This window comes from Dactylosporangium sp. NPDC049140, assembly GCF_040648435.1.
The window spans coordinates 196,084-218,193 of the sequence record NZ_JBEZDS010000015.1 but is presented as its reverse complement, the minus strand read 5'-3'; the positions used below and the strand labels follow the sequence as shown (position 1 = coordinate 218,193).

17 protein-coding genes are annotated in these 22,110 nt (G+C 72.6%); 9 read left to right on the top strand and 8 right to left on the bottom strand.

The annotated features are described in order from the left end of the window. On the bottom strand, positions 1-1,355 hold a 1,355-nt coding region (locus tag AB0B76_RS25315; RefSeq protein WP_360379652.1), incomplete at its 3' end, for a DUF1906 domain-containing protein. Positions 1,356-1,364: 9 nt separating this feature from the next. Next, the gene (locus tag AB0B76_RS25310) at positions 1,365-3,479 is read right to left on the bottom strand and encodes a BTAD domain-containing putative transcriptional regulator (protein WP_360379649.1); all 2,115 of its coding nucleotides are present in this window, start codon (positions 3,477-3,479) and stop codon (positions 1,365-1,367) included. Between the two features lie 144 nt (positions 3,480-3,623). Here AB0B76_RS25310 and AB0B76_RS25305 point away from each other — a divergent pair, with 144 nt between their 5' ends. Next, positions 3,624-6,494 carry a BTAD domain-containing putative transcriptional regulator gene (locus AB0B76_RS25305; protein ID WP_360379646.1) on the top strand — a complete coding sequence of 957 codons (2,871 nt, stop codon included), beginning with the start codon at positions 3,624-3,626 and terminating at the stop codon, positions 6,492-6,494. Positions 6,495-6,516: 22 nt separating this feature from the next. Here the strand turns inward: AB0B76_RS25305 and AB0B76_RS25300 are convergent, their stop codons facing one another. Continuing rightward, positions 6,517-7,764: a vanadium-dependent haloperoxidase gene (locus tag AB0B76_RS25300; protein ID WP_360379644.1), complete on the bottom strand. Its 1,248-nt coding sequence runs from the start codon at positions 7,762-7,764 to the stop codon at positions 6,517-6,519. Between the two features lie 95 nt (positions 7,765-7,859). Here AB0B76_RS25300 and AB0B76_RS25295 point away from each other — a divergent pair, with 95 nt between their 5' ends. The 7 genes from AB0B76_RS25295 to AB0B76_RS25265 all read left to right on the top strand — a co-directional run bounded on the left by AB0B76_RS25295 (position 7,860) and on the right by AB0B76_RS25265 (position 13,666). Continuing rightward, a complete protein-coding gene (locus AB0B76_RS25295; protein ID WP_360379642.1) occupies positions 7,860-8,291 on the top strand; it encodes an SRPBCC family protein in 432 nt (143 codons plus the stop codon). 11 nt (positions 8,292-8,302) lie between these two features. Next, positions 8,303-8,731 carry a MarR family transcriptional regulator gene (locus tag AB0B76_RS25290; RefSeq protein ID WP_360379639.1) on the top strand — a complete coding sequence of 143 codons (429 nt, stop codon included), beginning with the start codon at positions 8,303-8,305 and terminating at the stop codon, positions 8,729-8,731. 356 nt (positions 8,732-9,087) lie between these two features. Next, positions 9,088-9,390, top strand: coding sequence for a MerR family transcriptional regulator (locus AB0B76_RS25285; RefSeq protein ID WP_360379637.1), 303 nt, complete (start codon positions 9,088-9,090; stop codon positions 9,388-9,390). 91 nt (positions 9,391-9,481) lie between these two features. After that, positions 9,482-9,838: a VOC family protein gene (locus tag AB0B76_RS25280; protein ID WP_360379635.1), complete on the top strand. Its 357-nt coding sequence runs from the start codon at positions 9,482-9,484 to the stop codon at positions 9,836-9,838. After that, a complete protein-coding gene (locus AB0B76_RS25275; RefSeq protein WP_360379632.1) occupies positions 9,835-10,284 on the top strand; it encodes a pyridoxamine 5'-phosphate oxidase family protein in 450 nt (149 codons plus the stop codon). Before AB0B76_RS25280 ends, AB0B76_RS25275 begins: the two co-directional genes overlap by 4 nt. Positions 10,285-10,297: 13 nt before the next feature. Beyond that, positions 10,298-12,652 carry an excinuclease ABC subunit UvrA gene (locus AB0B76_RS25270; protein WP_360379629.1) on the top strand — a complete coding sequence of 785 codons (2,355 nt, stop codon included), beginning with the start codon at positions 10,298-10,300 and terminating at the stop codon, positions 12,650-12,652. Between the two features lie 36 nt (positions 12,653-12,688). After that, positions 12,689-13,666: a DUF1963 domain-containing protein gene (locus AB0B76_RS25265; RefSeq protein ID WP_360379626.1), complete on the top strand. Its 978-nt coding sequence runs from the start codon at positions 12,689-12,691 to the stop codon at positions 13,664-13,666. Positions 13,667-13,808: 142 nt separating this feature from the next. On the opposite strand, the gene AB0B76_RS25260 is transcribed toward AB0B76_RS25265, so the two are convergent. Both AB0B76_RS25260 and AB0B76_RS25255 read right to left on the bottom strand, forming a co-directional pair. Continuing rightward, on the bottom strand, positions 13,809-16,031 hold the full coding sequence (locus AB0B76_RS25260; protein ID WP_360379623.1) for a glycoside hydrolase family 97 catalytic domain-containing protein: 2,223 nt from the start codon (positions 16,029-16,031) through the stop codon (positions 13,809-13,811). Next, complete coding sequence (locus AB0B76_RS25255; protein WP_360379620.1) at positions 16,028-18,406, bottom strand: ricin-type beta-trefoil lectin domain protein; 2,379 nt, start codon at positions 18,404-18,406, stop codon at positions 16,028-16,030. Before AB0B76_RS25255 ends, AB0B76_RS25260 begins: the two co-directional genes overlap by 4 nt. 353 nt (positions 18,407-18,759) lie before the next feature. Here AB0B76_RS25255 and AB0B76_RS25250 point away from each other — a divergent pair, with 353 nt between their 5' ends. After that, positions 18,760-19,107, top strand: coding sequence for an ABC transporter permease subunit (locus AB0B76_RS25250; RefSeq protein ID WP_360379617.1), 348 nt, complete (start codon positions 18,760-18,762; stop codon positions 19,105-19,107). On the opposite strand, the gene AB0B76_RS25245 is transcribed toward AB0B76_RS25250, so the two are convergent. From AB0B76_RS25245 to AB0B76_RS25235, 3 genes are all read right to left on the bottom strand, one after another. After that, positions 19,102-20,352 (bottom strand): GAF domain-containing sensor histidine kinase, encoded by a 1,251-nt coding sequence (locus tag AB0B76_RS25245; RefSeq protein WP_360379615.1) that lies wholly within the window; start codon positions 20,350-20,352, stop codon positions 19,102-19,104. The genes AB0B76_RS25250 and AB0B76_RS25245 overlap by 6 nt on opposite strands. 139 nt (positions 20,353-20,491) lie before the next feature. Then, a complete protein-coding gene (locus tag AB0B76_RS25240) occupies positions 20,492-20,998 on the bottom strand; it encodes an NAD(P)-binding domain-containing protein (protein ID WP_360379612.1) in 507 nt (168 codons plus the stop codon). Positions 20,999-21,225: 227 nt separating this feature from the next. Beyond that, positions 21,226-21,951 carry a GntR family transcriptional regulator gene (locus AB0B76_RS25235; protein WP_360379610.1) on the bottom strand — a complete coding sequence of 242 codons (726 nt, stop codon included), beginning with the start codon at positions 21,949-21,951 and terminating at the stop codon, positions 21,226-21,228. Positions 21,952-22,110: the final 159 nt, after the last annotated feature.

Sequence of the window (22,110 nt, the reverse complement as noted above, 5' to 3'; positions counted from 1 at the left end):
TCCCACGCCGTCCCCACCACCGACGCCACACCCACCTTGTGCGGATACGCGTACAAACCCCCATCAGCCTTCCGACCGATCAGCTCCGGCAGACCGTCACCGTTGAGATCCGCCAACTGCCGGCCCGGCTGCACCTGGACCGGCTCGGTCGGCGCGGCCAGGTTGACGTCCAGGTAGTCACTGTCGATGTTGATGGTCACGCCGCCGTAGGTTTCGTCGTGGCCGCCCGTGTACTGGTGGATGCGCTGGTGGTCGGACCACATGGTGCTCGGGATGGCCGGGTCGGACGTGTTGGCCGCGGTGCCCCAGTGCGCGAAGTCGATGATGTCGGGCATCTCGTAGTCGTTGTAGTGGTCGACGAGGTCCGAGATGCCGGACGAGACGCTGCTGTACATGCCCGAGCTGTAGCCCTTGGCGTGCAGCTCCTTGGTCCAGGCGTCCATGAAGACCATGACGGTCGTCGTGGAGCTCGAGCCGTACTGCTCCATGTCGAAGATGATCGGGCTGTTCTTCGCGAAGCCGAGCGCCGCCGCCTTGGCCGCGGCGTCGTCGGCCTCGGCTTTGCCGTCGGCGGCGGGTGAGGTGATGTGACTGCAGCCGCCGCACGTTGTGGCGGGGGCCTGCTTCCCGACGTACAACAGGAAGAAATGCCAGCCGGCCGCGACCTGGGCCGTCACGTAGGAGGCGGTCAGGTTCGGCTGCGAGCAGCTGCGGTTCTCGCCGCCGATGTAGACGCCCAGCGCCCGGTACGGCGAGGCCTTCCACGCGTTCATCGTCGACGAGCTCGGCGCCGTGCACGGGTCGAAGCCCTTGCCGGAGTAGTTCGTCGCGCTGATCGGCACCGCGGCCAGGGACGGCGCCGACGTGCGCGGGTCGAGGGCCTTGGCGGCGCCGCTGGTCGAGACGCTCGCCATGATGCCGGCGGCCGCGGCGCGGTCGGGGCCGAAGGTGGCCTGGACGTGGACCGAGCCGGCGACCCGGTCGAACTGGCCCGGGGTCTCCCCGTCGGCCGGCGTGGCCGCCACGACCGGCTCGAGCAGGACCGCCTCGGTGCGGCCGAAGACGTGCGACGGGCAGCTCTGGTCGGTCGGCGGCGTGCCGAGGTACACGGCGTGCACGTCGAACCGGACGCACGTGCCCGGTTTCGCGGCGAGGTCGACGACGGACCAGGTCGCCGGCACGGTGACCGACGTCCCGTTGAAGGTGATCCGGCGGTCGGCGGCCGGGGCCGCCTGCGCGGGATGGGCGACCGCGAGGATCGCCAGGGCGGACGCGGCGGCGGCGAGCGCCCGCAGCGTGGTGCGGCGGAGAGCCAAGGTCTGCTCCTTGTCGATGGAAAGATACTGCTTCGACATTGGCAAGCGTCACTGCATTCGGGCTGTAGCCCGGCTGTAGCGCGCGACGGGCCGGCTCTGGGCGGTCTCGGCCCGGTACCGTTCGGCCGCGAACAGCCGCGTCAGCTCGTGCATGCCGAAGCGTGGCCGCCCGGCCGGGTCGTGGCCGGCGAGGTCGAGCAGGTGGGCGTCGACGAGCCGGGCCACGATCTCCTCGGCGGCCCGCGCCGGCACGCCGAGCAGCGGCGCGAGCGCCCATGACGGCACGTCCGGCCGGCCCAGGGTGGCCAGGCGGCCCAGGGCGCGGCGGGCGTCGCGGTCCAGGGTCCGATAGGCCCGCTGCAAGGCCGCCCGGACGTCCGGGCCGCCACCGGCCGGCTCGTCCAGGCGCTGGTCTTCGTCGGCCGGCTCGCCCAGGCGTCGGTCACCGTCGGGCGGCTCGCGTCGGCCGTCGTCGGTCGGCTCGTCCAAGCGCCGGTTGCCGTCGGCCGGTCGCCCGGCCAGCTCGTCCAAGCGCCGGTTGCCGTCGGCCGGTCGCCCGGCCAGCTCGTGCAGGCGCCGGTTTGAGTCGGCCAGCCGCCCGGCCAGTGCGGCCAGGGGCCAGCCCGGGTGGGCGGCGAGGCGCTCGCCGGCCGGTCGCAGGGCCAGCGGCAGCCCGCCGCACGCCGCGACGATGGCGGCCGCCGCCTCCGGCTCGGCGCTCAGCCGCTCGGCGCCCACGATGCGCTCCAGGAACAGCCGGGACGTGTCGGGGTCGAACGCGCCGATCTCGGTGCGGCCGGCGCCGGGCGGGCCGACCCGGCGGTACCGCGAGGTGATGAGCACCGCGCACGTCGGCGCGCCGGGCAGCAGGGGCGCGAGCTGGTCGTTGTCGCGGGCGTCGTCGAGGACCAGCAGCAGGCGCCGGCCGGCGAGCCGCTCCCGCAGCCGCACGGCCGGGTCCGAGCCGGCGTCGGACGGGTCGTCGCCGAGCGCGCGCAGCAGGCGCGAGAGCACGTCGGCCGGGTCGGCGGGCGCGTCGGTGCCGCCGCGCAGTTCGACGTGCAGCTGGCCGTCGGGGTAGTGCGCGGCCACCGCGTGCGCGGCCCGGTTGGCCAGGGTCGTCTTGCCGCTGCCGACCGCGCCCGTGACGACGTGGATCGGCACCGCCGGGACCGGACGTGCCGCGGTCAGCCCGGCGACGATCGCCTCGAGCTCGCGGTCCCGGCCGGTGAAGTCGGCGGGAACCGCGGGCAGCTGGACGGGGCGGGCCCGGGCCGGCGCATCAGGGCGGCGACCGGACCCGGCCGGAACCGCGGGCAGTTGGGCCGGGCGGGACCGGCCGCGACCGGACCCGGCCGGAACCGCGGGCGGCTGGGCCGGGAGGGACCGGCCGCGAACAGGCCGGAGCGATCCGAGTACGCCGGCGTCGTCGCGCAGGATCGCCAGGTGCGTCGCGGCCAGCATGGCGCCGGGCTCGATGCCCAGCTCGTCGAGCAGGACCGCGCGCCCGGCCAGGAACGCGGCGAGCGCGTCGGCGCGCCGCCCCAGCCGGTACAGCACCGTCATGAGCTGGGCCAGGAACCGCTCCCGGGCCGGATAGCGGGCGACGAGCGGCACCAACTCGCCGGCCAGGTCGTCGAGCCGCCCGGTCGCCAGCGCCGCGCTGCCGCGCTCCTCCAGCACGTCCAGGCGCAGTTCGTCGAGGTAGGCGACGGTGCCGTGGAAGTACCGGTTGTCGGTACCGCCGAACGCCGCCCCCCGCCACAGCCCCAGCGCGCGGTCGAACGCGTCGACCGCCTCGGCCGGGCGCTCCTCGGCCATCGCCTGCCGGCCGGCCCGCGCGAGCCGGGTGAACGCCTCGTGGTCCAGGGCGCCGTCCGGCGGCTGGACCCGGTACCCGGCGGCGGTGGTCACGATCGCCGGCTCGGCGCCGTGCGGGCGCAGCGCCCGGCGCAGCTGGGAGACGTAGGTCTGGACGAGGGCCCGCGCGGTCGGCGGCGGCGCCTCGCTCCACACGGCGTCGACGAGCCGGTCCGGCGGTACCGTCCGGCCGCGCTCGGCCAGCAGCGCGCCCAGCAGCAGGCGCGGTTTCGAGCCGCCGAGTGGGATCGGGCCCGCGTCCGTGACGACTTCGACCGGGCCGAGAATGCGGTACTCCAGCATGCTGCCCCCGTGGCAGTTGTGACCGTATCCGAACGACGACGAACGTCGACGTCAACCTGTCGGCGGGAGCCTGGCACCGTCCCGCACGGGCTGGGTATAGGTTCGTCACAGGTCGATGTATCGGCGGGGGGCGCGAGGTCGGCGATGGCGGTTGCACCGGCAATCGGGCTGCTCGGACCGCTGGCGGTGACGGCCGGCGACGAGCCCGTCACGGTGGCCGGGCGGCATACGCGGGTACTGCTGGCGGCTCTGCTGTTGCAGCGCGACCGGGTGCTGCCGGTCGATCTGCTGATCGACACCGTGTGGGGCGACACGCCCCCGCGGACCGCCCGGGTCCAGATCCGCAACCGGATGGTCGGGCTGCGCAAGACCTTCGCCGGCCACGGCTTCGCCGACGTCATCAGCACCCGCGGCAGCGGCTACCTGCTGCCGGCCGCCCGGGTCGAGCTGGATCTGGACCGGTTCGACCGGCTGCTGGCCGAGGCCGAGCGGTACGCCGGTGCCGGGGCCGACGCGCCGGCCGTGCGGGCCCTCGATGAGGCCCTGGCGCTGTGGCGGGGACCGGCGCTGGACGGGCTGACCGACTCGGGACTGTTCAGCGCGGCCCAGCGGCTGGAGAAGCGGCGCACCGACACCCGGGTCCGCCGGGCCGAGCTGCAGCTGCGGCTGGGCCGGGCGGCGGCGGCGATCGCCGAGTTCGCCGAGCTGGCCGAGCGCCACCCGTGGGACGAGCGGGTCGCGGCCCGGCTCATGACCGCGCTGCGCCTGGCCGGCCGCCCCGGCGAGGCGCTGCTCGCCTTCGACCGGTTGCGCCGCGCGCTCGCCGACGAGCTCGGCGTCGACCCCGGCGCGGAGGTCACCACCGTGCGCGACGGCATTCTGCAGGGCGCCCCGGAGCGCGGCATTCTGCAGGGCCGCCCGGAGCCCGCGCGGACCGGCCGCCTGGTGCCCGGCGTCCCACAGAGCGCCCCGGAGCCGCGGACCGGCCGTCTCGTGCCGCGGGAGCTGCCACGGGACATCGCCGCGTTCGTCGGGCGCGCCGAGGCCCTGCGCCGGCTCGACGCGGCGCTGGCGGCCGGCGGCGCGACCCCGCGGATCGCGGTCCTGGAGGGCACGGCCGGGGTCGGCAAGACCACCCTCGCCGTGCACTGGGCCCACCGGGTCGCCGAGCGCTTCGACGACGGCCAGCTCTACCTCGACCTGGGCGGCTTCGCCCCGGCCGCGGCCGCCGTCGGGGCGGACAAGGCGGTGCGCCGCCTGCTCGAGGCGCTGCGGGTCCCGGCGGCCCGGCTGCCCTCGGCGCTGGAGGGCCAGATCGGGCTGTACCGCAGCATCATGGCCGAGCGCCGGATGCTCCTCGTGCTCGACAACGCCCGCGACGCCGAACAGGTCCGGCCGCTGCTGCCCGGCTCACCCCGCAGCATGGTCGTGGTGACCAGCCGCAACCAGTTGCTGAGCCTGGCCGTGAAGGACGGCGCCCAGCGGCTCCGCCTCGACGTCATGCCCAGCGGCGAGGCGGGCGTGCTCTTCACCGGCCGGGTCGGGGCGTCCCGCGTCGCCGCCGAGCCGCGCGCGGCCGACGTCATCGTGGCCCGCTGCGCCGGGCTGCCGCTCGCCCTCGCGGTGGTCGCGGCCCGCGTCGGCACCCGCCCCGGCCGCGCGCTGGGCAGCCTCGCCGACGAGCTGTGCGACGCCCAGGCGGGCCTCGACCCGTTCGACATCGGCGCCGCGGACACCGACGTCCGCGCGGTCTTCTCCTGGTCGTACCGCACGCTCGGCGAGCCGGCCGCACGGCTGTTCCGGCTCCTGGGCCTGCACCCCGGCCCCGACGTGTCGCTCGACGCCGCCGTCAGCCTGGCCGCCCGCCCGCCGCGCGAGGTCCGCCGGACGCTGGCCGACCTGGCCCGCGCGCACCTCGTCACCCCCGGCGGGCCGGGTCGCTGGGCAATGCACGACCTGCTGCGGGTGTACTCCACCGAGCTGGCCCGGGCCCACGAGCCGGACGAGGAGCGGCGCGCCGCCGTCGTCCGCCTCCTCGACCACTACCTGGCCACCGCCCACGCCGCGGCCGTGGGCTTCCGCCCGCACCGCCGCCCGATCGACCCGCCCCGGCCCGCCGCCGGCGTCGTCGCCCGGACGTTCGCCGACCGCGAAGCGGCCGCGGCCTGGTTCGCCGCCGAGCGCCAGATGCTGCTCGCCGCGGTACGCCTGGCCGTGGACGCCGGGTGCTGGGGTCACGCCTGGCGCCTGGCCTGGTGCCTGGCCGACTTCCTCGACCACCACGGCCACTGGCACGACCTGCTCGCCGTGCAGCGCGACGGCTGGCGTGCGGCCCGCCGCACCGGCGACGTGCTCGCCGAGGCGCACAGCCACGCCGGCCTGGGCCGCGCCCACGGCCGCCGGGGCCGCCACGAGCGCGCCCTGCCGCACCTGGACCGCGCCCGGGAGCTGTTCGCCGAGCTCGGCGACGGGGCCGGCCAGGCCTACCTGCACCGCGGCATGGCCTTCAGCCTGGAGATGCTGGGCCGCCAGCCGGAGGCGATGGACCACGACCTGAGGGCCCTGGACTTGTACCGCCGCGCCGGCGACGAGGCCGGCCAGGCCAGCGCCCTCAACGGCATCGGCTGGTCCCACGCCCAGCTCGGCCGCCTCGAGGCCGCCCTGACCGCCTGCGGCGAGGCGCTCGAGCTGCACCGCCGTACCGGCAACCGCCACGGCCAGGCCTCGGCCATGGACAGCATCGGCTACGTCCTGCACCGCCTGGGCCGCCCGGACGAGGCCGGCCACCACTACGGCCGCGCGCTGGCCCTGTTCCGCGAGATCGGCGACCGCTTCTCCGAGGCCGACACCCTCACCCACATCGGCGACCTGCACCACGCGGCGGGCGACCCGGCCCGGTCCGTGGACGCCTGGCGCGGGGCCCTGACCATCCTCGAGGCCTCGGGCCACCCCGGCGCCGACGACATCCGGGAGCGCCTGGCGCGGCCCGCCCTGAACGCCGTCGCCAACGGGTGATGCCGCCGCGCAACCGGTGGTGCTACAGCGGACGGCCGTGCCAGCGGGCGAGTGCGGCCAGGGCCGCCCGGCGACCCACGGCCGCGCCCGTCTCGTCGGTGTTGCGGAAGTGCACGCCCTCCCAGACGCGCGCGTCGATGTTGTCCTGCGTCAGCTCCGACCAGCGCCGGTACGTCAGCGTCACATCCGTCGCCACCGCGCTCGTCAGCGTGAACGGGGCCCGCGGCGGCCCGGCGAGCGACTCCAGTACCGCCTGGGCCGCGCCCGCGTAGGTGGTGTGCCCCGACGGGTACTCCGGATGTGCGGGCGTGGCGAGGAACGGCGTCCACGCCGGGTCGGGCGCGACGGAACCGGTCCGGATCGCGGTGACCGGGCGCCAGAACAGGTGGCGGTACTTCGCCTTGTACGTCGTGATCTGCGCGTCGATCGTCGCCGCGTGGAACAGGGCGACGAGCGCGACCCGCTGGGCGAGCGGGCGGCGGTCCGCGGCGTGCGAGCCGTGCGGCGCGACGGTCGTGCGCAGCGCGCCGGTGAAGCCGTTGAGCGAGGTCTGCGACCAGAACCGGGCCACCGCGGTCTGCTGCGGGGTGCGTACGGTGCTGTCCACCGCCCCGACCGCCCGCGACTCGGCGAGGTCGCGCAGGTAGACGGCGCTGCCGAGGGCCGGCGGGGGCCCGGGCTGCAGCGGGTCGACGCTGCGCACCAGGAACGGCCGCCCGTCGCCCTGCCCGGACTGTACGGCCCCGGCGAAGGCGGGCGGCGTCGGCTGCCACACGCCGGGCGCGGCCGCCGGCGGCGTGAACGGCCGGTTGACCGAGGCGAGGTCGAGCCCGTCGCCGGCCCGTTCGGCGAGCACCGCGCGGGCGGCGTCGACGCCGGCGGCGACGGCCCGGTCCGGGTGGCGCACGCCGAGCCGGGCCAGGGTGGCGGCGAGGGCCTCGTCGAGCGCCGGCGCGGCGGCCGGGTTGGTGGTGATGAGCGTTTCGTGTACCGCGGCCGCCAGCGCCAGTTCCGCGTCGGCGCCCGGGCGCACGGCGGCCACCGCGCGCCCGGCGGCGATCCAGGCGACGGCCCACGTGCGGCTGTTCGTCACCTGCTGGGGCCCGGTGATGACCCCGACGGTGGTGGCGGTGCGGTCGTACCACTCCAGCAGGGTGTCGATCCGCGGCACGGATGCGCGGGCCGCGGACGGGATCAGCACGGTGGCCGCGCCCGCGCCGGCGGCGGTCGCGAGCACGGCCCGGCGAGTCAGAGGCTTCGATGAGAACACGTGGTGACCGTAGTAGGTATTTCCGATCGGTTCAATAGGTTGCAACTTAGTCTGCGCACAGATAGTCTCTGCACAGACAAACGAGGGAGATTGCCATGTGGGAGTACGAGTACGCCGCCGACAGCACCGCCAAACCCGCCGCCGTCTGGGCCGTCTGGGCCGACGTGCCGTCCTGGCCGGCCTGGAACGCCGGGGTCGCCGAGATCGCCGTCGACGGGCGGTTCGCGCCCGGGACCCGCTTCACGATGACCCCGCCGGGCGAGGAGCCCATTTCGATGCAACTGACGGAGGTTGTACCGGGGGAGCGCTTCACCGACGTCATGGACGCCGGCGACTTCCAGGTCACGACCGTCCACCGCCTCGAGGCGCTCCCGACCGGCGGCACCCGCGTGGTGTACCGCACCGAGATCACCGGCCCCGCCGCCGGCCACGTCGGCCCCGAGCTCGGCCCGGCCATCACCGCCGACTTCCCCGACGTCGTCGCGGCGCTGTGCCGCCAGGCGGAGGCCGTCCCGGCCGCCGGGTAGAGGATCCGAGCATGCCGAAACAGCCCGACGAGAGCCCCGGCTTCCTGCTGTGGCACGTCACCCTGCGCTGGCAGCGCGCCATCGCGGCCGCGCTGCACCCGCTGGATCTCACCCACGTGCAGTTCGTGCTGCTGGCCAGCGCCTGGTGGCTCAACCGGGCCGGCGAGGCGCCCCGCCAGCACGCCCTGGCCGCCCACGCCGGCACGGACGTGAAGATGACCTCGCAGGTACTGCAGAAGCTCGAGGACAAGGGGCTCGTCGAGCGGGCCGTCGACCCCTCCGACACCCGGGCCAAGCTGCTGCGGGTCACACTGCGCGGCGCCGAAGTGGCCCAGCGGGCGATCGAGGTCGTCGAGGCCGCCGACGCCCGGTTCTTCGCCGCCACCCCGGACGCGCGCGGCCTCGTCGACCTGCTCCGTCCCCTGGCCGCCCGCGACTGAGCCGGGGCTCGGGCGGATCACCCAGAAAATCTGTGCCGGCGACCCTAGACATTCTCGGTGCGCCGGGTTAGCGTTCAACGCAGAGTGGTAAGAAGCAAGTCAACGAAAATCAGAGGAAAGGGAGGGGCGCGCACCGTTGGATCGCCCGCACCGGCGGGAGTTCAGCCGGTCGGACACCGTAGTTTCCATCGAACGAAAGGTGGTCTTCGGTCACTCTGATGCGATCCCCGCATCCGGCGCTGTCTGTGGCGCGCGGAGCGGAAACGACAGACCGACGGACGTGTCGGTAAATGGTGTTCAACCCATAACCTGGGGCCCCGGCGCTACTGCGCCGGGGCCCTCAACTCGGAGGCAATATGGCCCCACCGGATGACATGTTCGGCGACGAGGACTACCCCGCCTACACGATGGGCCGGGCCGCGGAAATCGTCGGCACCTCGCAAGACTTCCTGCGCCGCCTCGACGAGCTGAAACTGATTACCCCCCACCGCTCCGCCGGTGGACACCGGCGCTACTCCCGCTACCAGCTCCGCCTCGCCGCCCGCGCCCGGGAAATGGTCGACCAGGGCACCGCCGTCGAGGCCGCCTGCCGGATCATCATCCTCGAAGACCAGCTCGAAGAGGCGCTGCGCATCAACGAGGCCCGCAACCCGAACTGACCCACCCGCCCGGCGCCCCGAAGCGGCACGATCGTGACTTCGATCAGGAATCGAGAAGCACGGGGTTCCGGGCACCCATAGGCTCAACCGCATGACGAACACCGAGAATATGGGCATCCAGACAGTGCTCCACCCCGTCGCCGACCTCGAGAAGGCCAAGCCCGTCTACACGGCGCTGCTCGGCATCGAGCCCCAGGCCGACTCCCCGTACTACGTCGGCTACACGCACGCCGGGCAGCAGATCGGCCTCGTGCCGGACCGCGGCGGCCACACCGACTCGACCCCGGTCGCCTACTGGCACGTGGCGGACATCGCGGCGAAGATCGCCGAGGTCACCGCGGCCGGGGCCACCGTCAAGGACGCGGCGCACGACGTGGGCGGCGGGCGGCTCGTGGCCACCGTCGTCGATGTCGACGGCAACGTGCTCGGTCTGCTGCAGGACCAGTGACCGCAGCCCGGTCCCGCGCGGAGCGCCTCGCCGGCACGCAGGAGCGGCTCGCCCAGGACGTCGATGTGTGGGTTGCCAGCGCGTCGCCGGAGGGGGAGCCGTACCTGGTGCCGCTGTCCTTCGACTGGGACGGCGAGGCGCTGCTCGTGGCCACCCCGGCCGCGAGCCCGACCGGGCGGAACCTGATCGCGACGCGGAAAGCGCGGGTGGGGCTCGGCCTCACCCGCGACGTGTCGATGATCGACGGCGACGTCGAGGTGCTCGCCATCGACGCGTTGCCGCAGGAGACCGGCGACCGGTTCGCCGCGCGGAGCGGGTTCGACCCGCGCGAGTACGGCGCCTCGTACCGCTGGTTCCGCATCACGCCCCGCCGCGTGCAGGCCTGGCGCGAGGAGAATGAGCTGCGCGGCCGCGAGATCATGCGCGACGGCCGCTGGCTTTCCTAACGAGGAGACGTACATGAGCAAGCACGCTGCTGACAGCCATGACCTGATCCGCGTGCACGGTGCACGCGAGAACAACCTCAAGGACGTCAGCATCGAGCTGCCGAAGCGCCGGCTGACCGTGTTCACGGGCGTCTCCGGCTCGGGCAAGAGCTCGCTGGTGTTCGGCACGATCGCGGCGGAGTCGCAGCGGCTCATCAACGAGACGTACAGCGCGTTCGTGCAGGGCTTCATGCCGTCGCTCGCGCGGCCCGAGGTGGACCGGCTCGAGGGGCTGACCACCGCGCTCGTCGTCGACCAGCAGCGCCTGGGCACCGATCCGCGGTCCACCGTCGGTACCGCGACCGACGCCAACGCGATGCTGCGGATCCTCTTCAGCCGGCTCGGCACGCCGCACATCGGCGGGCCGAACGCGTTCTCCTTCAACGTGCCGTCGGTGCGGGCCACCGGCGCCATCACCGTCGAGCGCGGCAACCGCAAGACGGAGCGTGCCACGTTCGAGCGCCTCGGCGGGATGTGCCCGCGGTGCGAGGGCCGCGGGTCCGTCACCGACCTCGACCTGACCCAGCTGTTCGACGAGAGCCGGTCGCTCAGCGAGGGCGCGATCACGGTGCCCGGGTACAGCATGGACGGCTGGTACGGCCGGATCTTCCTCGGCTGCGGGTACTTCGACGTCGACAAGCCGATCAAGAAGTACAACAAACGGGAGCTGCACGACTTCCTGCACAAGGAGCCGACGAAGATCAAGGTCGACGGGATCAACCTGACCTACGAGGGCCTGATCCCGAAGATCCAGAAGTCGATGCTGGCCAAGGACGTCGAGGCGATGCAGCCGCACATCCGCGCCTTCGTCGAGCGGGCGGTCACGTTCCAGACCTGCCCCGACTGCGAGGGCACCCGGCTGACCGCGGCGGCCCGCTCCTCGAAGGTCGCGGGCATCAACATCGCCGAGGCGTGCGCGATGCAGATCAGCGACCTCGCCGAGTGGGTCCGCAAGCTCGACGAGCCGTCGGTGGCGCCGCTGCTGGAAGGGCTGCGGCACGCGTTGGACGGCTTTGTGGAGATCGGCCTGGGGTACCTGTCCCTGGACCGCCCCGCCGGCACGCTGTCGGGCGGCGAGGCCCAGCGGGTCAAGCTGGTGCGCCACCTCGGCTCGGCGCTCACCGACGTGACGTACGTCTTCGACGAGCCCACCGTCGGCCTGCACCCGCACGACATCGCGCGCATGAACGACCTGCTGCGGCAGCTGCGCGACAAGGGCAACACGGTGCTCGTCATCGAGCACAAGCCGGAGACGATCGCGATCGCCGACCACGTCGTGGACCTCGGCCCGGGCGCCGGCACCGCGGGCGGCCAGGTCTGCTTCGAGGGCACCCTGGCCCAGCTGAAGAGGAGCGACACGGCCACCGGGCGGCACCTCGCCGACCGGGTCGCGCTCAAGGACACGGTCCGCAAGCCGACCGGGAGGCTGGAGATCCGCGGCGCGAACGCGCACAACCTGCGCGACGTCGACGTCGACATCCCGCTCGGCGTGCTGACCGTCATCACCGGCGTCGCCGGCTCCGGCAAGAGCTCCCTCGTGCACGGCTCGATCCCGCCCGGCGCCGGGGTGGTGTCGGTGGACCAGGGCGCCATCAAGGGCTCCCGGCGCAGCAACCCGGCGACGTACACCGGGCTGCTCGAACCGATCCGCAAGGCGTTCGCGAAGGCCAACGGCGTCAAGCCGGCCCTGTTCAGCGCGAACTCCGAGGGCGCCTGCCCGACCTGCAACGGCGCCGGGGTCGTGTACACCGACCTGGGCATGATGGCCGGCGTGTCCTCGGTGTGCGAGGAGTGCGAGGGCAGGCGCTTCGAGGCCTCGGTGCTGCAGTACAAGCTCGGCGGGTACGACATCAGCGAGGTGCTCGCGATGCCCGTCACCGAGGCCGAGGCGTTCTTCGGTGCCGGCGAGGCCCGTCTGCCCGCCGCGCACGCCATCCTCGAGCGGCTCGCCGATGTGGGCCTGGGCTACCTCGGCATCGGCCAGCCGCTCACCACGCTCTCCGGCGGGGAGCGGCAGCGGCTGAAGCTGGCCACGCACATGGCCGACAAGGGCGGCGTGTACGTCCTCGACGAGCCGACCAGCGGCCTGCACCTCGCCGACGTGGCGCAGCTGCTGGGGCTGCTGGACCGGCTGGTCGACGCGGGCAAGTCGGTGATCGTGATCGAGCACCACCAGGCCGTCATGGCCCACGCGGACTGGATCATCGACCTCGGCCCGGGCGCGGGCCACGACGGCGGCCGCATCGTGTTCGAGGGCACCCCGGCCGACCTGGTCGCGGCGCGCTCGACGGTGACCGGCGAGCACCTCGCGGAGTACACCCGCCGCTGAACCGGGACATCGATGGATATGGCATCGTGACCGGGCATGGACCATCACGACCGGTTCCGTCGCGCAGCGAGCGAGGCGGGCATCCCGCAGGACGAGGTCAGCACGTTCGCCAGGTTCCTGCGATTCGCGATCTGGGCGGTCGAGCGCCGCGACAACGGCGTGCTCGTCGGGCATCCCAAGGGCATTCCGCCCGGGCAGACCGCCGACGTCCCCGTCGGCCGGGCCGGCGGGCGACCCCGGCTGCCGGTCGGCGTGGAGTGGCCGACCGGCCCGGGCGGCCCGCTGCCGTTCGTCGTGTCCTTCGACTGCGCGGCGCTGCCGAAGGCCGACGGGCTCGCCCTGCCGCCGGACGGCTCGTTGCTGGTCTTCCTGCACCACGAGTGGGCCTACGAGACCTTCGACCGCGTCGACGAGCAGGAGTACGCGCGGATCGTCTACGTGCCGGCCGGCACCGACACCGCGACTGCGGACGAGCCGGACCACGAGGAGCACATGTTCAGCACGATGCGCGGGTTCGTCGGCCCGGAGCGCGTCCTGTTCGCCGTCGTCCATGCGGAGCGGCCCGACTGGCTGGACAACGACGAGGACGGGGAGGGTGAGGACGGCCTGTCCGACTTCCAGCGGCACCTGGCGCGTGACCTGCCACACCGCCGGGAGCTCTGTGCCCTGACCGAGCGCCTCTGGCCGGACGGGACCTACGCCGAGTTCAAGTTCGGCGGCTACACCCGGGTCATCGGCGAGATGCAGACCGAGCACCTGTACACCGGTCCGGAGCTGACTCTGGCCGAGGAGAACCTCGAGGCCCGGCAGGAGGCCGGCGACCTGGTCATCGCGCCGGGGCAGGAGGACTTCCGGCTGGAGGAGGAGCTGCACCGGGTCATGGCCGAGTGGGTGCCGCTCGTGCAGTTCGATCCCGGTGACGACGTCTACATCGGCCGGTTCCTGATCCGCGTCGACGACCTGGCCGCCCGCCGATTCGAACGGGCCATGTCCTGCACCGCCTTCACCGAATAGGCCGCCCGGCTCGCCTGCGGTCTCGCCGACCGCACGGTGATCGCCGGCGGCGGGGCGGCGCGAGCGGCGGCGATGTCTACTCCGGCGGGCTCGACCCCGGCCCTGCGTACGGGGCCGGGGTCGAGGTGGTGTCAGCCGTGCCTTACGACCGCGCCCATTTCTGGTTGTCGCCGCCGTTGCAGCTCCAGATCTCCAGCAGGGTGTTGTTCGCCGTGGCGTTGCCGGTCGCGTCGAGGCACTTGCCGGATCCGGCGCCGACCACGGTGCCGTCGGCGTTCAGGGTCCACTGCTGGTTCGTCCCGCCGTTGCAGTCCCAGATCTGCACCTTCGCCCCGTCGGCGGTGCCGGCGCCGGCGACGTCGAGGCACTTCGTCCCGCCGTACAGCAGCAGCTGCCTCGACGAGCTGAGGGTGAGGACCTGGTTGGCGCCGCCGTTGCAGTCCCACAGCGCGAGCTGGGTGCCGTTGGCCTGCGACAGTCCGGGCACGTCGGCGCAGCGCCCGGACTGCCGGCCCTTGAGCGCGAACGGGATGTCGCGCGTACTGCAGGTCGTCATGCCCGCGGTGTACGGGCACACGACTGTCGCGAAGCCGCCGCGGGTGGCGACGGGGACGCTGAGCGTGTCGGCGCTGGTGACGGTCCGGGTCTCCCGCAGCAGCCCGCCGGAGCCGTCGCGGACGGTCTCGGCCAGCCACTGCCCGCCGCCCAGGAACGACAGCGAGGAGCTGAACGTCTTGGCGGACAGAGCCGAGATGCCGCCGATGTACCAGCGCCCGCCGGCCCGCCGCGCGAAGTACGCCTCCTGGCCGGGGCGGCCGCCGAGCAGCCGGGTCTCGTCCCACGCGGTCGGCAGCTGGTCGAGGATGCGCAGTGCCTCGGGGTGGGCGCCGTAGCTCTCCGGGTTGTCGGCCAGGTGCTGCCAGCCGGACTCGAAGACGATCGCGGTGCCGAGCTCGTGCCCGTCGGTGGTGTCCCGGTTGGCCAGGCTGAACACGACAGGGGTGAAGTCCATGCTCGCGATGGCGTTGCGGGTGAACGGCAGGATCGTGTTGAAGTCGGCCCGCAGGTACTGTTCGGCGCCGAACACCGCCTCGGCGGTCATCACGTGCGGCCAGGTGCGCTGCAGGCCGCGCGGGGTGGCCGCGCCGTGGAAGTTCACCATCAGCTGCAGCTGCGCGGTGCGGGCGAGGAGGGCGTCGTACCACTGCAGCGTCGGCTGGGTGTCCTCGTAGATGAAGTCGACCTTGACGCCGGCCACGCCCCAGCCCTTGATGAGCGGCAGCCAGTTCTCGCGCTGCTGGGAGGTCTTGAGGTCGCCGGAGTTGAACCACAGGATGACCTGGACGCCCTTGGACCGGGCGTAGGTGACAACGTCCGGCACCCAGCTCGAGGACCAGCCCTCGTCGATGAGCACCGCGCTCCATCCGTTGCGGGCGGCGAAGTCGATGTACTGCCGCTGCCGGTTCTGGTCCGACGGGCTGGCGTGCTCGGTCAGCCACGACCAGCTGACGGTGCCGGGGTGCACCCACGAGGTGTCGGCCACCTTGGACGGCGCGGCGAGGTCGTCGACGATCGTCGAGGTGGTGACGGTGCCGAGGTCGCCGACGGCGGCGGTGCGCCACGGGGTGCTCAGCGGCAGCGTCGTGCTGATGCCGCCGGCGAGGGCGGTGGTGTACGTCCCCGAGCCCGCCGCGTGCGTCAGGTAGGACGCCGCGTAGCGGCCGTCGAGGTCGGTCTCGGCGAGCAGCGCCCACCGCCCGCCGACCTCGAACAGCGCCGGCACCCGGTAGTCGTTGCCGGTCGGGGCGCCGCCGGCGGTGGTCTGGAACCAGCGGCCCTGGTCCTCGGCCTGGGGCGGGACCAGCCAGGCGTTCGACGCCGCCGGGACGCTCCACGACGACGCCTCGCGGCTCACCGTCACCGAGCCGGATCCCGGCAGCACGTACCGGTAGGCGGCGCCGGTGTTCGACGCCCGGACGACCACGTCGAGGCGGGCGCCGCCGCTGCCGGTGAACGACAGCGTCGTCTCGTTGTAGGTCGTGCTGCGGCCGCGCTGCTTGCCGGTCGTCATCGTGTAGGACTCGGTGACGGTCCGGTCGGCGCGCTGGGTGAAGGTCAGGTTCCGGGTCAGGTCGGCCGCGGTGGTGACGATGCCGATCGGCGCGGGCGACAGCACCGTCTGCCCCTGGTTGGACACCGCGAACGTCAGGCCGCCGCTGTCGAGGCTGACCTGCGCGGCGGTGGTGCCCGCCGACGGCCCGGCGACCGTCCAGGTGGTGGCGGCGGACGCCGGGGCCGGCGTGACGAGGACGGCGGCGCCCGGGAGCACGACGGCGGCCGCGAATATCGACAGGACTCTTCTCATGACCTCGCCCACTTCTGGTTGTCGCCGCCGTTGCAGGTCCAGATCTCCAGCAGGGTGCCGTTCGCGGTGCCGTTGGCGGTCGCGTCGAGGCACTTGCCGGAGCCGACGCCGGTCACGGTGCCGTCGGCGTTGACGTTCCACTGCTGGTTGGTGCCGCCGTTGCAGTCCCAGATCTGTACCTTGGCCCCGTCGGCGGTGCCCGCGCCGTCGACGTCGAGGCACTTGGTGCCGTACACCTGCAGCTGTTTCGAGGCGGTCGGCGTGAAGGTCTGGTTGGCGCCGCCGTTGCAGTCCCACAGCGCCAGCTGCGTGCCGTTGGTCTGCGACAGTGCGGGCACGTCGGCGCAGCGGCCGGAGCCGACGCCGCGCAGGACGCTGAGCACAGGGCCGGAGTTGGCCGTGACGCTGAGGTTGTCGAACTGGTCGGTCTGGTAGCCCACGACGCCGACGCCGGCCTGGCCGCTGCCGTAGGAGAAGTCGTTCGCGGTACCGGCGGTCACGCCGTCGACGGTGGCGGTGATCTGCCCGCCGGAGAAGCCGAGCTTCAGGGTGTGCCAGGAGTTGAGCCCGAGCGCGGCGCGGCTGCCCGACGCCAGGGTCGTGTCGGTGTTGGTGTTGCTGTGCTTGACGATCGACCAGGCGCCGGTGTTGGCGATGCGCAGCTGGTAGGCCGCCTGCCGGTTCTGCGGCCGGTTCTGGATGTTGGCCCGGCCCAGCAGCGTGACCGTGCCGGCCTGTTGCATGTTCACGTCCAGGCTGACCGTGTAGTTGGTCCAGCCGGAGTCGCCGAAGAGGGTGTAGGCGTCGCTGTCGTCCTGCCAGTTGATCGGCCGTTGCGGCGCGACCTGCTGCAGGCAGGTGCCGGACCGGCCGGCGGCGCAGGCGCGGGTCTCGAAGGAGCCCTGCATGTCCTCGGTGTAGCGCGGCTGCTTGCGCACCGCGTAGCCGTCGAAGGTGTCGGAGTACGGCAGCGCGAGGCCGTGCGTGGCGGGGCTCACGGCGCCGCCCTTGGCCTGTCCGGTGGTGGTGGTCAGGGTGTAGATGCGGTTGGGCTGCATGGTCAGGCTGTAGGCGCCGCCGGACGGGTTGACGTCGGGCTGCTTCACGAACCAGTCGGCGGGGTTGTCCGAGCCCATGTCGGTCGCCCAGACGTGCACGGTACCGGTGCTCAGGCCGCCGGAGACGGTGACGTTGACGGTCTGCGTCGACGTGGTGCCGCTGGTCTCGTAGACCGTGGTGTAGTCGGTGTTGTTCGGCGACTTCAGCGACACGTAGCTGCCGTTGGCCCGGTTGCCGCCGAGGTAGCCGCTGGCGGAGCTGTTGAGGTACTTCCAGCCCGGCTGGGTGAACTGCGCGTAGTGGGCGTTGGCCCACAGGTTCTTGCCGACCCGGTAGGCGCCGGACCACGGCGAGCCCGCGTCCATCAGCCCGACGGTGGCGTAGGGCAGGTTCGGGGTGATCGCGGCGATCAGCGGCCAGTTCATGTAGCCGGAGATCTCCGCGTCGAGGTAGCCGCGGTTGACCGTGCGGATGTAGGGCACGACGCCGCTCATGTCGTCCTGGGAGCCGAACTCGGAGGCCCAGAGCGGTTTGCCGCTGGATCGGGCGTTGGCGGTGGTACTGCAGGAGTCGGCCTGCGACAGGTACCCGCACACGTAGTGGTTGCCGAGCACGCCGACGGCGGTCTTCAGGGCCGGGTCGGCGGCGAACTCGTCGGCCATGCCCCAGCCGCTGTCGTCGCCGACGATCTGCACCGAGCCGAAGCCGGCGTTGTTCAGCCCGGTCCGCAGGTTCTTGTACCAGCCGCTGTCGTGGCCGCGCTCGTTCCAGCCGCCGAGGTAGCCGACGTTGATGCCGTGGCCCTTGGCGCAGTTCAGCCACGCGATGTCGTAGTCGATCATGTCCTGCGACCAGAAGTTGCCGCCGCCGATCCAGCCCGGCGCGGTCCACGGCAGGGCGACGATGCGGATGCCGGGGTTGCGCGCCACGGCCTGCTCGCCGAGCCAGAACTCGTAGCCGGCGTTGCAGTTGACGTCCCCGCGCACGTGTTCGTGGCTGGGCTCGGAGCCGTCGGTGGAGTTGGCGTCGCCGCCGATCTCGAGCTTCAGCAGCTGCACGGCGGCGCCGTAGTCGGGCTTGAACAGGTAGTCGAGGATCTGGCTGCGCTCGGGCTCGGGGTAGTCGACGAGCAGGCGGGAGTTGCCGCCGCCGCCGCTGATGGCGCCGACGCCGTCGAACGTGCGCCCGACGATGCCGCCGTTGACGTTGACCGTGGTGGTGGCGGCGCTCGCCGGGGCGGCGGCCGCCGTGACCGCGACCGCGGCCAGCAGGCTCGTCGCCGCGAGGGCGACGAGGCCGCGACGTGCATGGTGCATGGGACTCTCCTTCACTGTTTGGCGGAACAGGGTGAGAGAGGGGGAGCGGCATCACATCGATGGGAAGCCATGATCGAACATGTGCGATAACACCGTCGATGTCTCGGGAGACTGGTCGGCGGGCGCGGTTCTGTCAAGACCTGACATCAGGGGGCGGCGCCTAGCGGTCGACCTCGTGGGATGAGCGGTCGGGCGCGTGGGCTTGCGTCGGAAGCCCGCAATCTGGCGTTTGGTTTCGTCAATATGTGTCCGAACCAGGGCGGCAAAGGGATTGGCAACCGTCAGGATTCACGCCTTTGTTGCGTCGGTTTTCGTTGGGAGGTGTTGGATTTTCGTGCCTTTTCCGCTGCAATGTGCCGCTGCTGATCCTGCTCACCGCCGGTAACCTGCTGCCGCAGCAGGTCGTCATCACCCCGTTGTACCGCATCTACCTCGCGATCCGTCTGCCGACCGGGATCAGCGGCAGCGGGCTGCTGTACAACTCCTATGCCGGGCTCATCGTCATAGACGTCTCGTTCCAGCTGGGCTTCTGCGTCTTCGTGCTGGGCAACTACATGAAGACGCTGCCGACCGGCATCGACGAGGCCGCCCTCATCGACGGCGCCGCACTGTGGACCCGGTACTGGCGGCTCACCGTGCCGCTGTGCCGGCCGAACCGTCGGATACGCGCCACGGCCAGCGGCTCCGAGCCGCGCTCATGACCCCGGCCCAGCCTGGTGGACGGTGACGCCGTTCGGCTCGGCGAGCGGGAGTTCCGCTCGTAGGGTGGTCGTCCCCGCGCCGGGCGGGCTGTCGAGGAAGATTCGGCCGCTGAGCGCCTCGACGCGATCTCTGAGGCCGACCAGACCGGTACCGCGGGTGTAGTCGGCGCCGCCGACGCCGTCGTCGCGGACCGAGACGCACAGGATGTCGTCTGCGGTCTCGACGGTGACGGTGACCGTTGAGGCGCGCGCATGCTTGGCCGCGTTCGTCAACGCCTCGGAGACGAGGTAGTACGCGGTGACCTCCACCTGCTCCGGCAGCCGCCCGCTGGTGCGCACCTGAAGATCGACAGGAGTCGACGAGCGGCGGGCAAGCGTCCGCAACGCGGGGGCGAGACCGGCCTGGGCCAGGATCGCGGGATGGATGCCGCGGGCAAGCTCGCGCAGCTCATCCAGCGCCCTGGTCAGCCCGACGGCGACGCGGTCGAGTTCGGCTGCGAGCTCGCCGAGTTCTGGCGGCATCGCGGCCTGCGCCCGTCGCAGCCGCAGCGCCAGCGAGACCAGTCGTTGCTGGGCGCCGTCGTGCAGATCACGCTCGATCCGCCGGCGCGTATCGTCCGCGGCGGAGACGATTCGCGCGCGCGCCTCGGTCAGCTCGGTATGCGCCTGGGCGTTCGCGATCACGATCGCGACCAGCTCCGCAAGGTCTGTCATCCGCTGCTCGGCGCCTGGAGGAAGCGGTTCACGTCGAGACGCGACGCCGATCGCGCCCCAGTGACGGCCCTCGACGACGATTGGCGCACTGACCGCGGAGCGGACTCCCTCCGCCCGGAGGTCCTCGGGCAGGCTCGGCGACGCCGGATCGTCCGCATCGAGCCGGAAGGCGCAGCCCGTTTCCCGAACCAAGGCGAGGGCCAAGCTCGGGCCCAGCTTGACGGCTGGTCCCGATTCGTTGCGAGTCGACCATTCGTGGCCGGCCAGGAATGTCACCTCTCCACCCGGCTCGAACCGCACGATCCCCGAGTAGTCGGCGTTGAACAGCGCGCGGATCTCCTCGGCCACCGCGGCGAACACGAGCGACGGCTTCACCCCGCGGATGACCAGCATCGCCAACTGCCGCAATGCGGCATGCTCGTTGCCGATCCGACGCAACTTCTCGTGCGCCTTCGCATTCGCGATGATCGCCCGTCGACCTGCGGCTCGGTCGCCTCGTCGTGAGGCGCCGATTCCCCTCAGCGTGCCCACTCGTACGACGCTATCTCGACGATCCGCCGACCAGGAGAAGCTTCAGCGCTCGCTACTTGCCCACAACACGTCGATCGCGCCCTTTTCCCGTTGGACCGTGTCGAACCAACGGTCCAGATCGTCGAGGTCTGCCGCGAGCTCAGCCGACGTTGACGCCGAGGGAGAAGTTGAAGTTCCCCACGCCGTAGCGGCCCAGGCCGACCGACAGCAGGCCCACGCCCTCCAGCCAGTGCGCCATGCTCAGGTCACCGGTGTCCCGCGGGCGCAGTCCAAGGCTCTTGATGAACGCTGACACGCTCGCCTTGGCCTGCGCGTCATCGCCGGCCATGAACACATCCAGCGGGCCGCCCGCCGCCAGGACGTCGCGGAAGAGGGTGTTGAACGCCTTGACGACATGAGTGCTTCTGGGGGCGGCCGCGGCGACCATTTGCGCGATTGAAGTGTCCTCCGGGACGGCCAGCCCGGTGACGCTGGAGTTGAAGGGGTTGGTGATGTCGACGATGATCTTGCCGGCCAGTGCGTCCCCGTACTGGCGGACGACCGGCACGGCGCTGTCGAACGGCACGGCGAGGATCACGATGTCGCCGGCCGGGGTGGCGCCCCGCGTTCCGGCCGTGGCGCCGTCGCCGAGTGCATCGGCCACCACGGCCTTGGTTGACCATAACGTCGGCCGGGTCGGGTGAGCGGCAGCCGACCCGGCCGACGTTCGTGGTCAGGGCCCTGGCGGGCCTTGTTCGGGTTTGCGCTGTGCGCGCCGCCCGTATATGTGATAACAGCAAGACTTCCGTGCGGTGCCACGCGTGACTTCGGGGCGACGACCTCGGCCATCGGACAGCGGCGCTGCGGGGCCTGGGCGTGCGGTGGCGCGGGTGGTCACGGCCCCGGCGGGGTTGCCGGTGCGGCGGGAGCGGTGGAGTCAGCCGGTGCGGCGTGAACGACGACGGCCGGGTTGGTGTTGTCGGCGGGGGGTGCGGCGCCGGCCGGGTCGCGCAGGGCCAGCAGTGCCATCTGCTCGTTGCGCGCGAGGTGCTGATGCACGGCGGCCGAGACCACCTCCGGGTCGCGCTGCCGGAACGCGTCGAGCAGCTCCTCGTGGGCCCGCTCGCGCCGCCAGTGCTCGTCCGGGTCGGGGTCGAGGCGGCCGGAGCCGATGCGGATGTACCGCTCCGCGGCCCGCCACAGCGTCATCAGGATCCGGACGTCCCAGCTGGTCGCGGCCGGGGCGAGCAGCGCCAGGTGGAACTCGTGGTGCGCCTCGTGGATCTCGTGGATCGTGCGCTGCTCGTCGCCGAACTCCACGAAGTCGTGGCGCAGGCGGTCGAGATCGGCGTCGGACAGCAGGCGGCAGGAGCGCTGGGCGATCTCCGGCTCGAGGCGGCGCCGCAGGCGGTAGATGCTCTGCAGCTCCTCCAGGTCGAGCGGGGCCACCACGGCGCTGCGACCGGGCCGCATGTGTACCAGGCCCTGGCTCTCCAGGCTGCGCAACGCCTCGCGGACCGGGATGATGCTGACCTGCAGCTGCTCGGCGATCTCGCGCAGCGAGAACTCGCGGCCGGGCGCCAGGTCACCGGCGAGGATCGAGCGCCGCAGCTCGGCCATCACCTGCTCGGCGACGGATCGGGACTCAATAGGGCGGACCGCCGCGGCAGAGCGCTCCACATCGCCTCCATCACGCCTCGTGCGGCATCAACTATAACGGCGCCCGGCTCTGGACCAGGACCATCGCAGTGCTCGTTCGGCGGCCTGCAGAGCTACCCG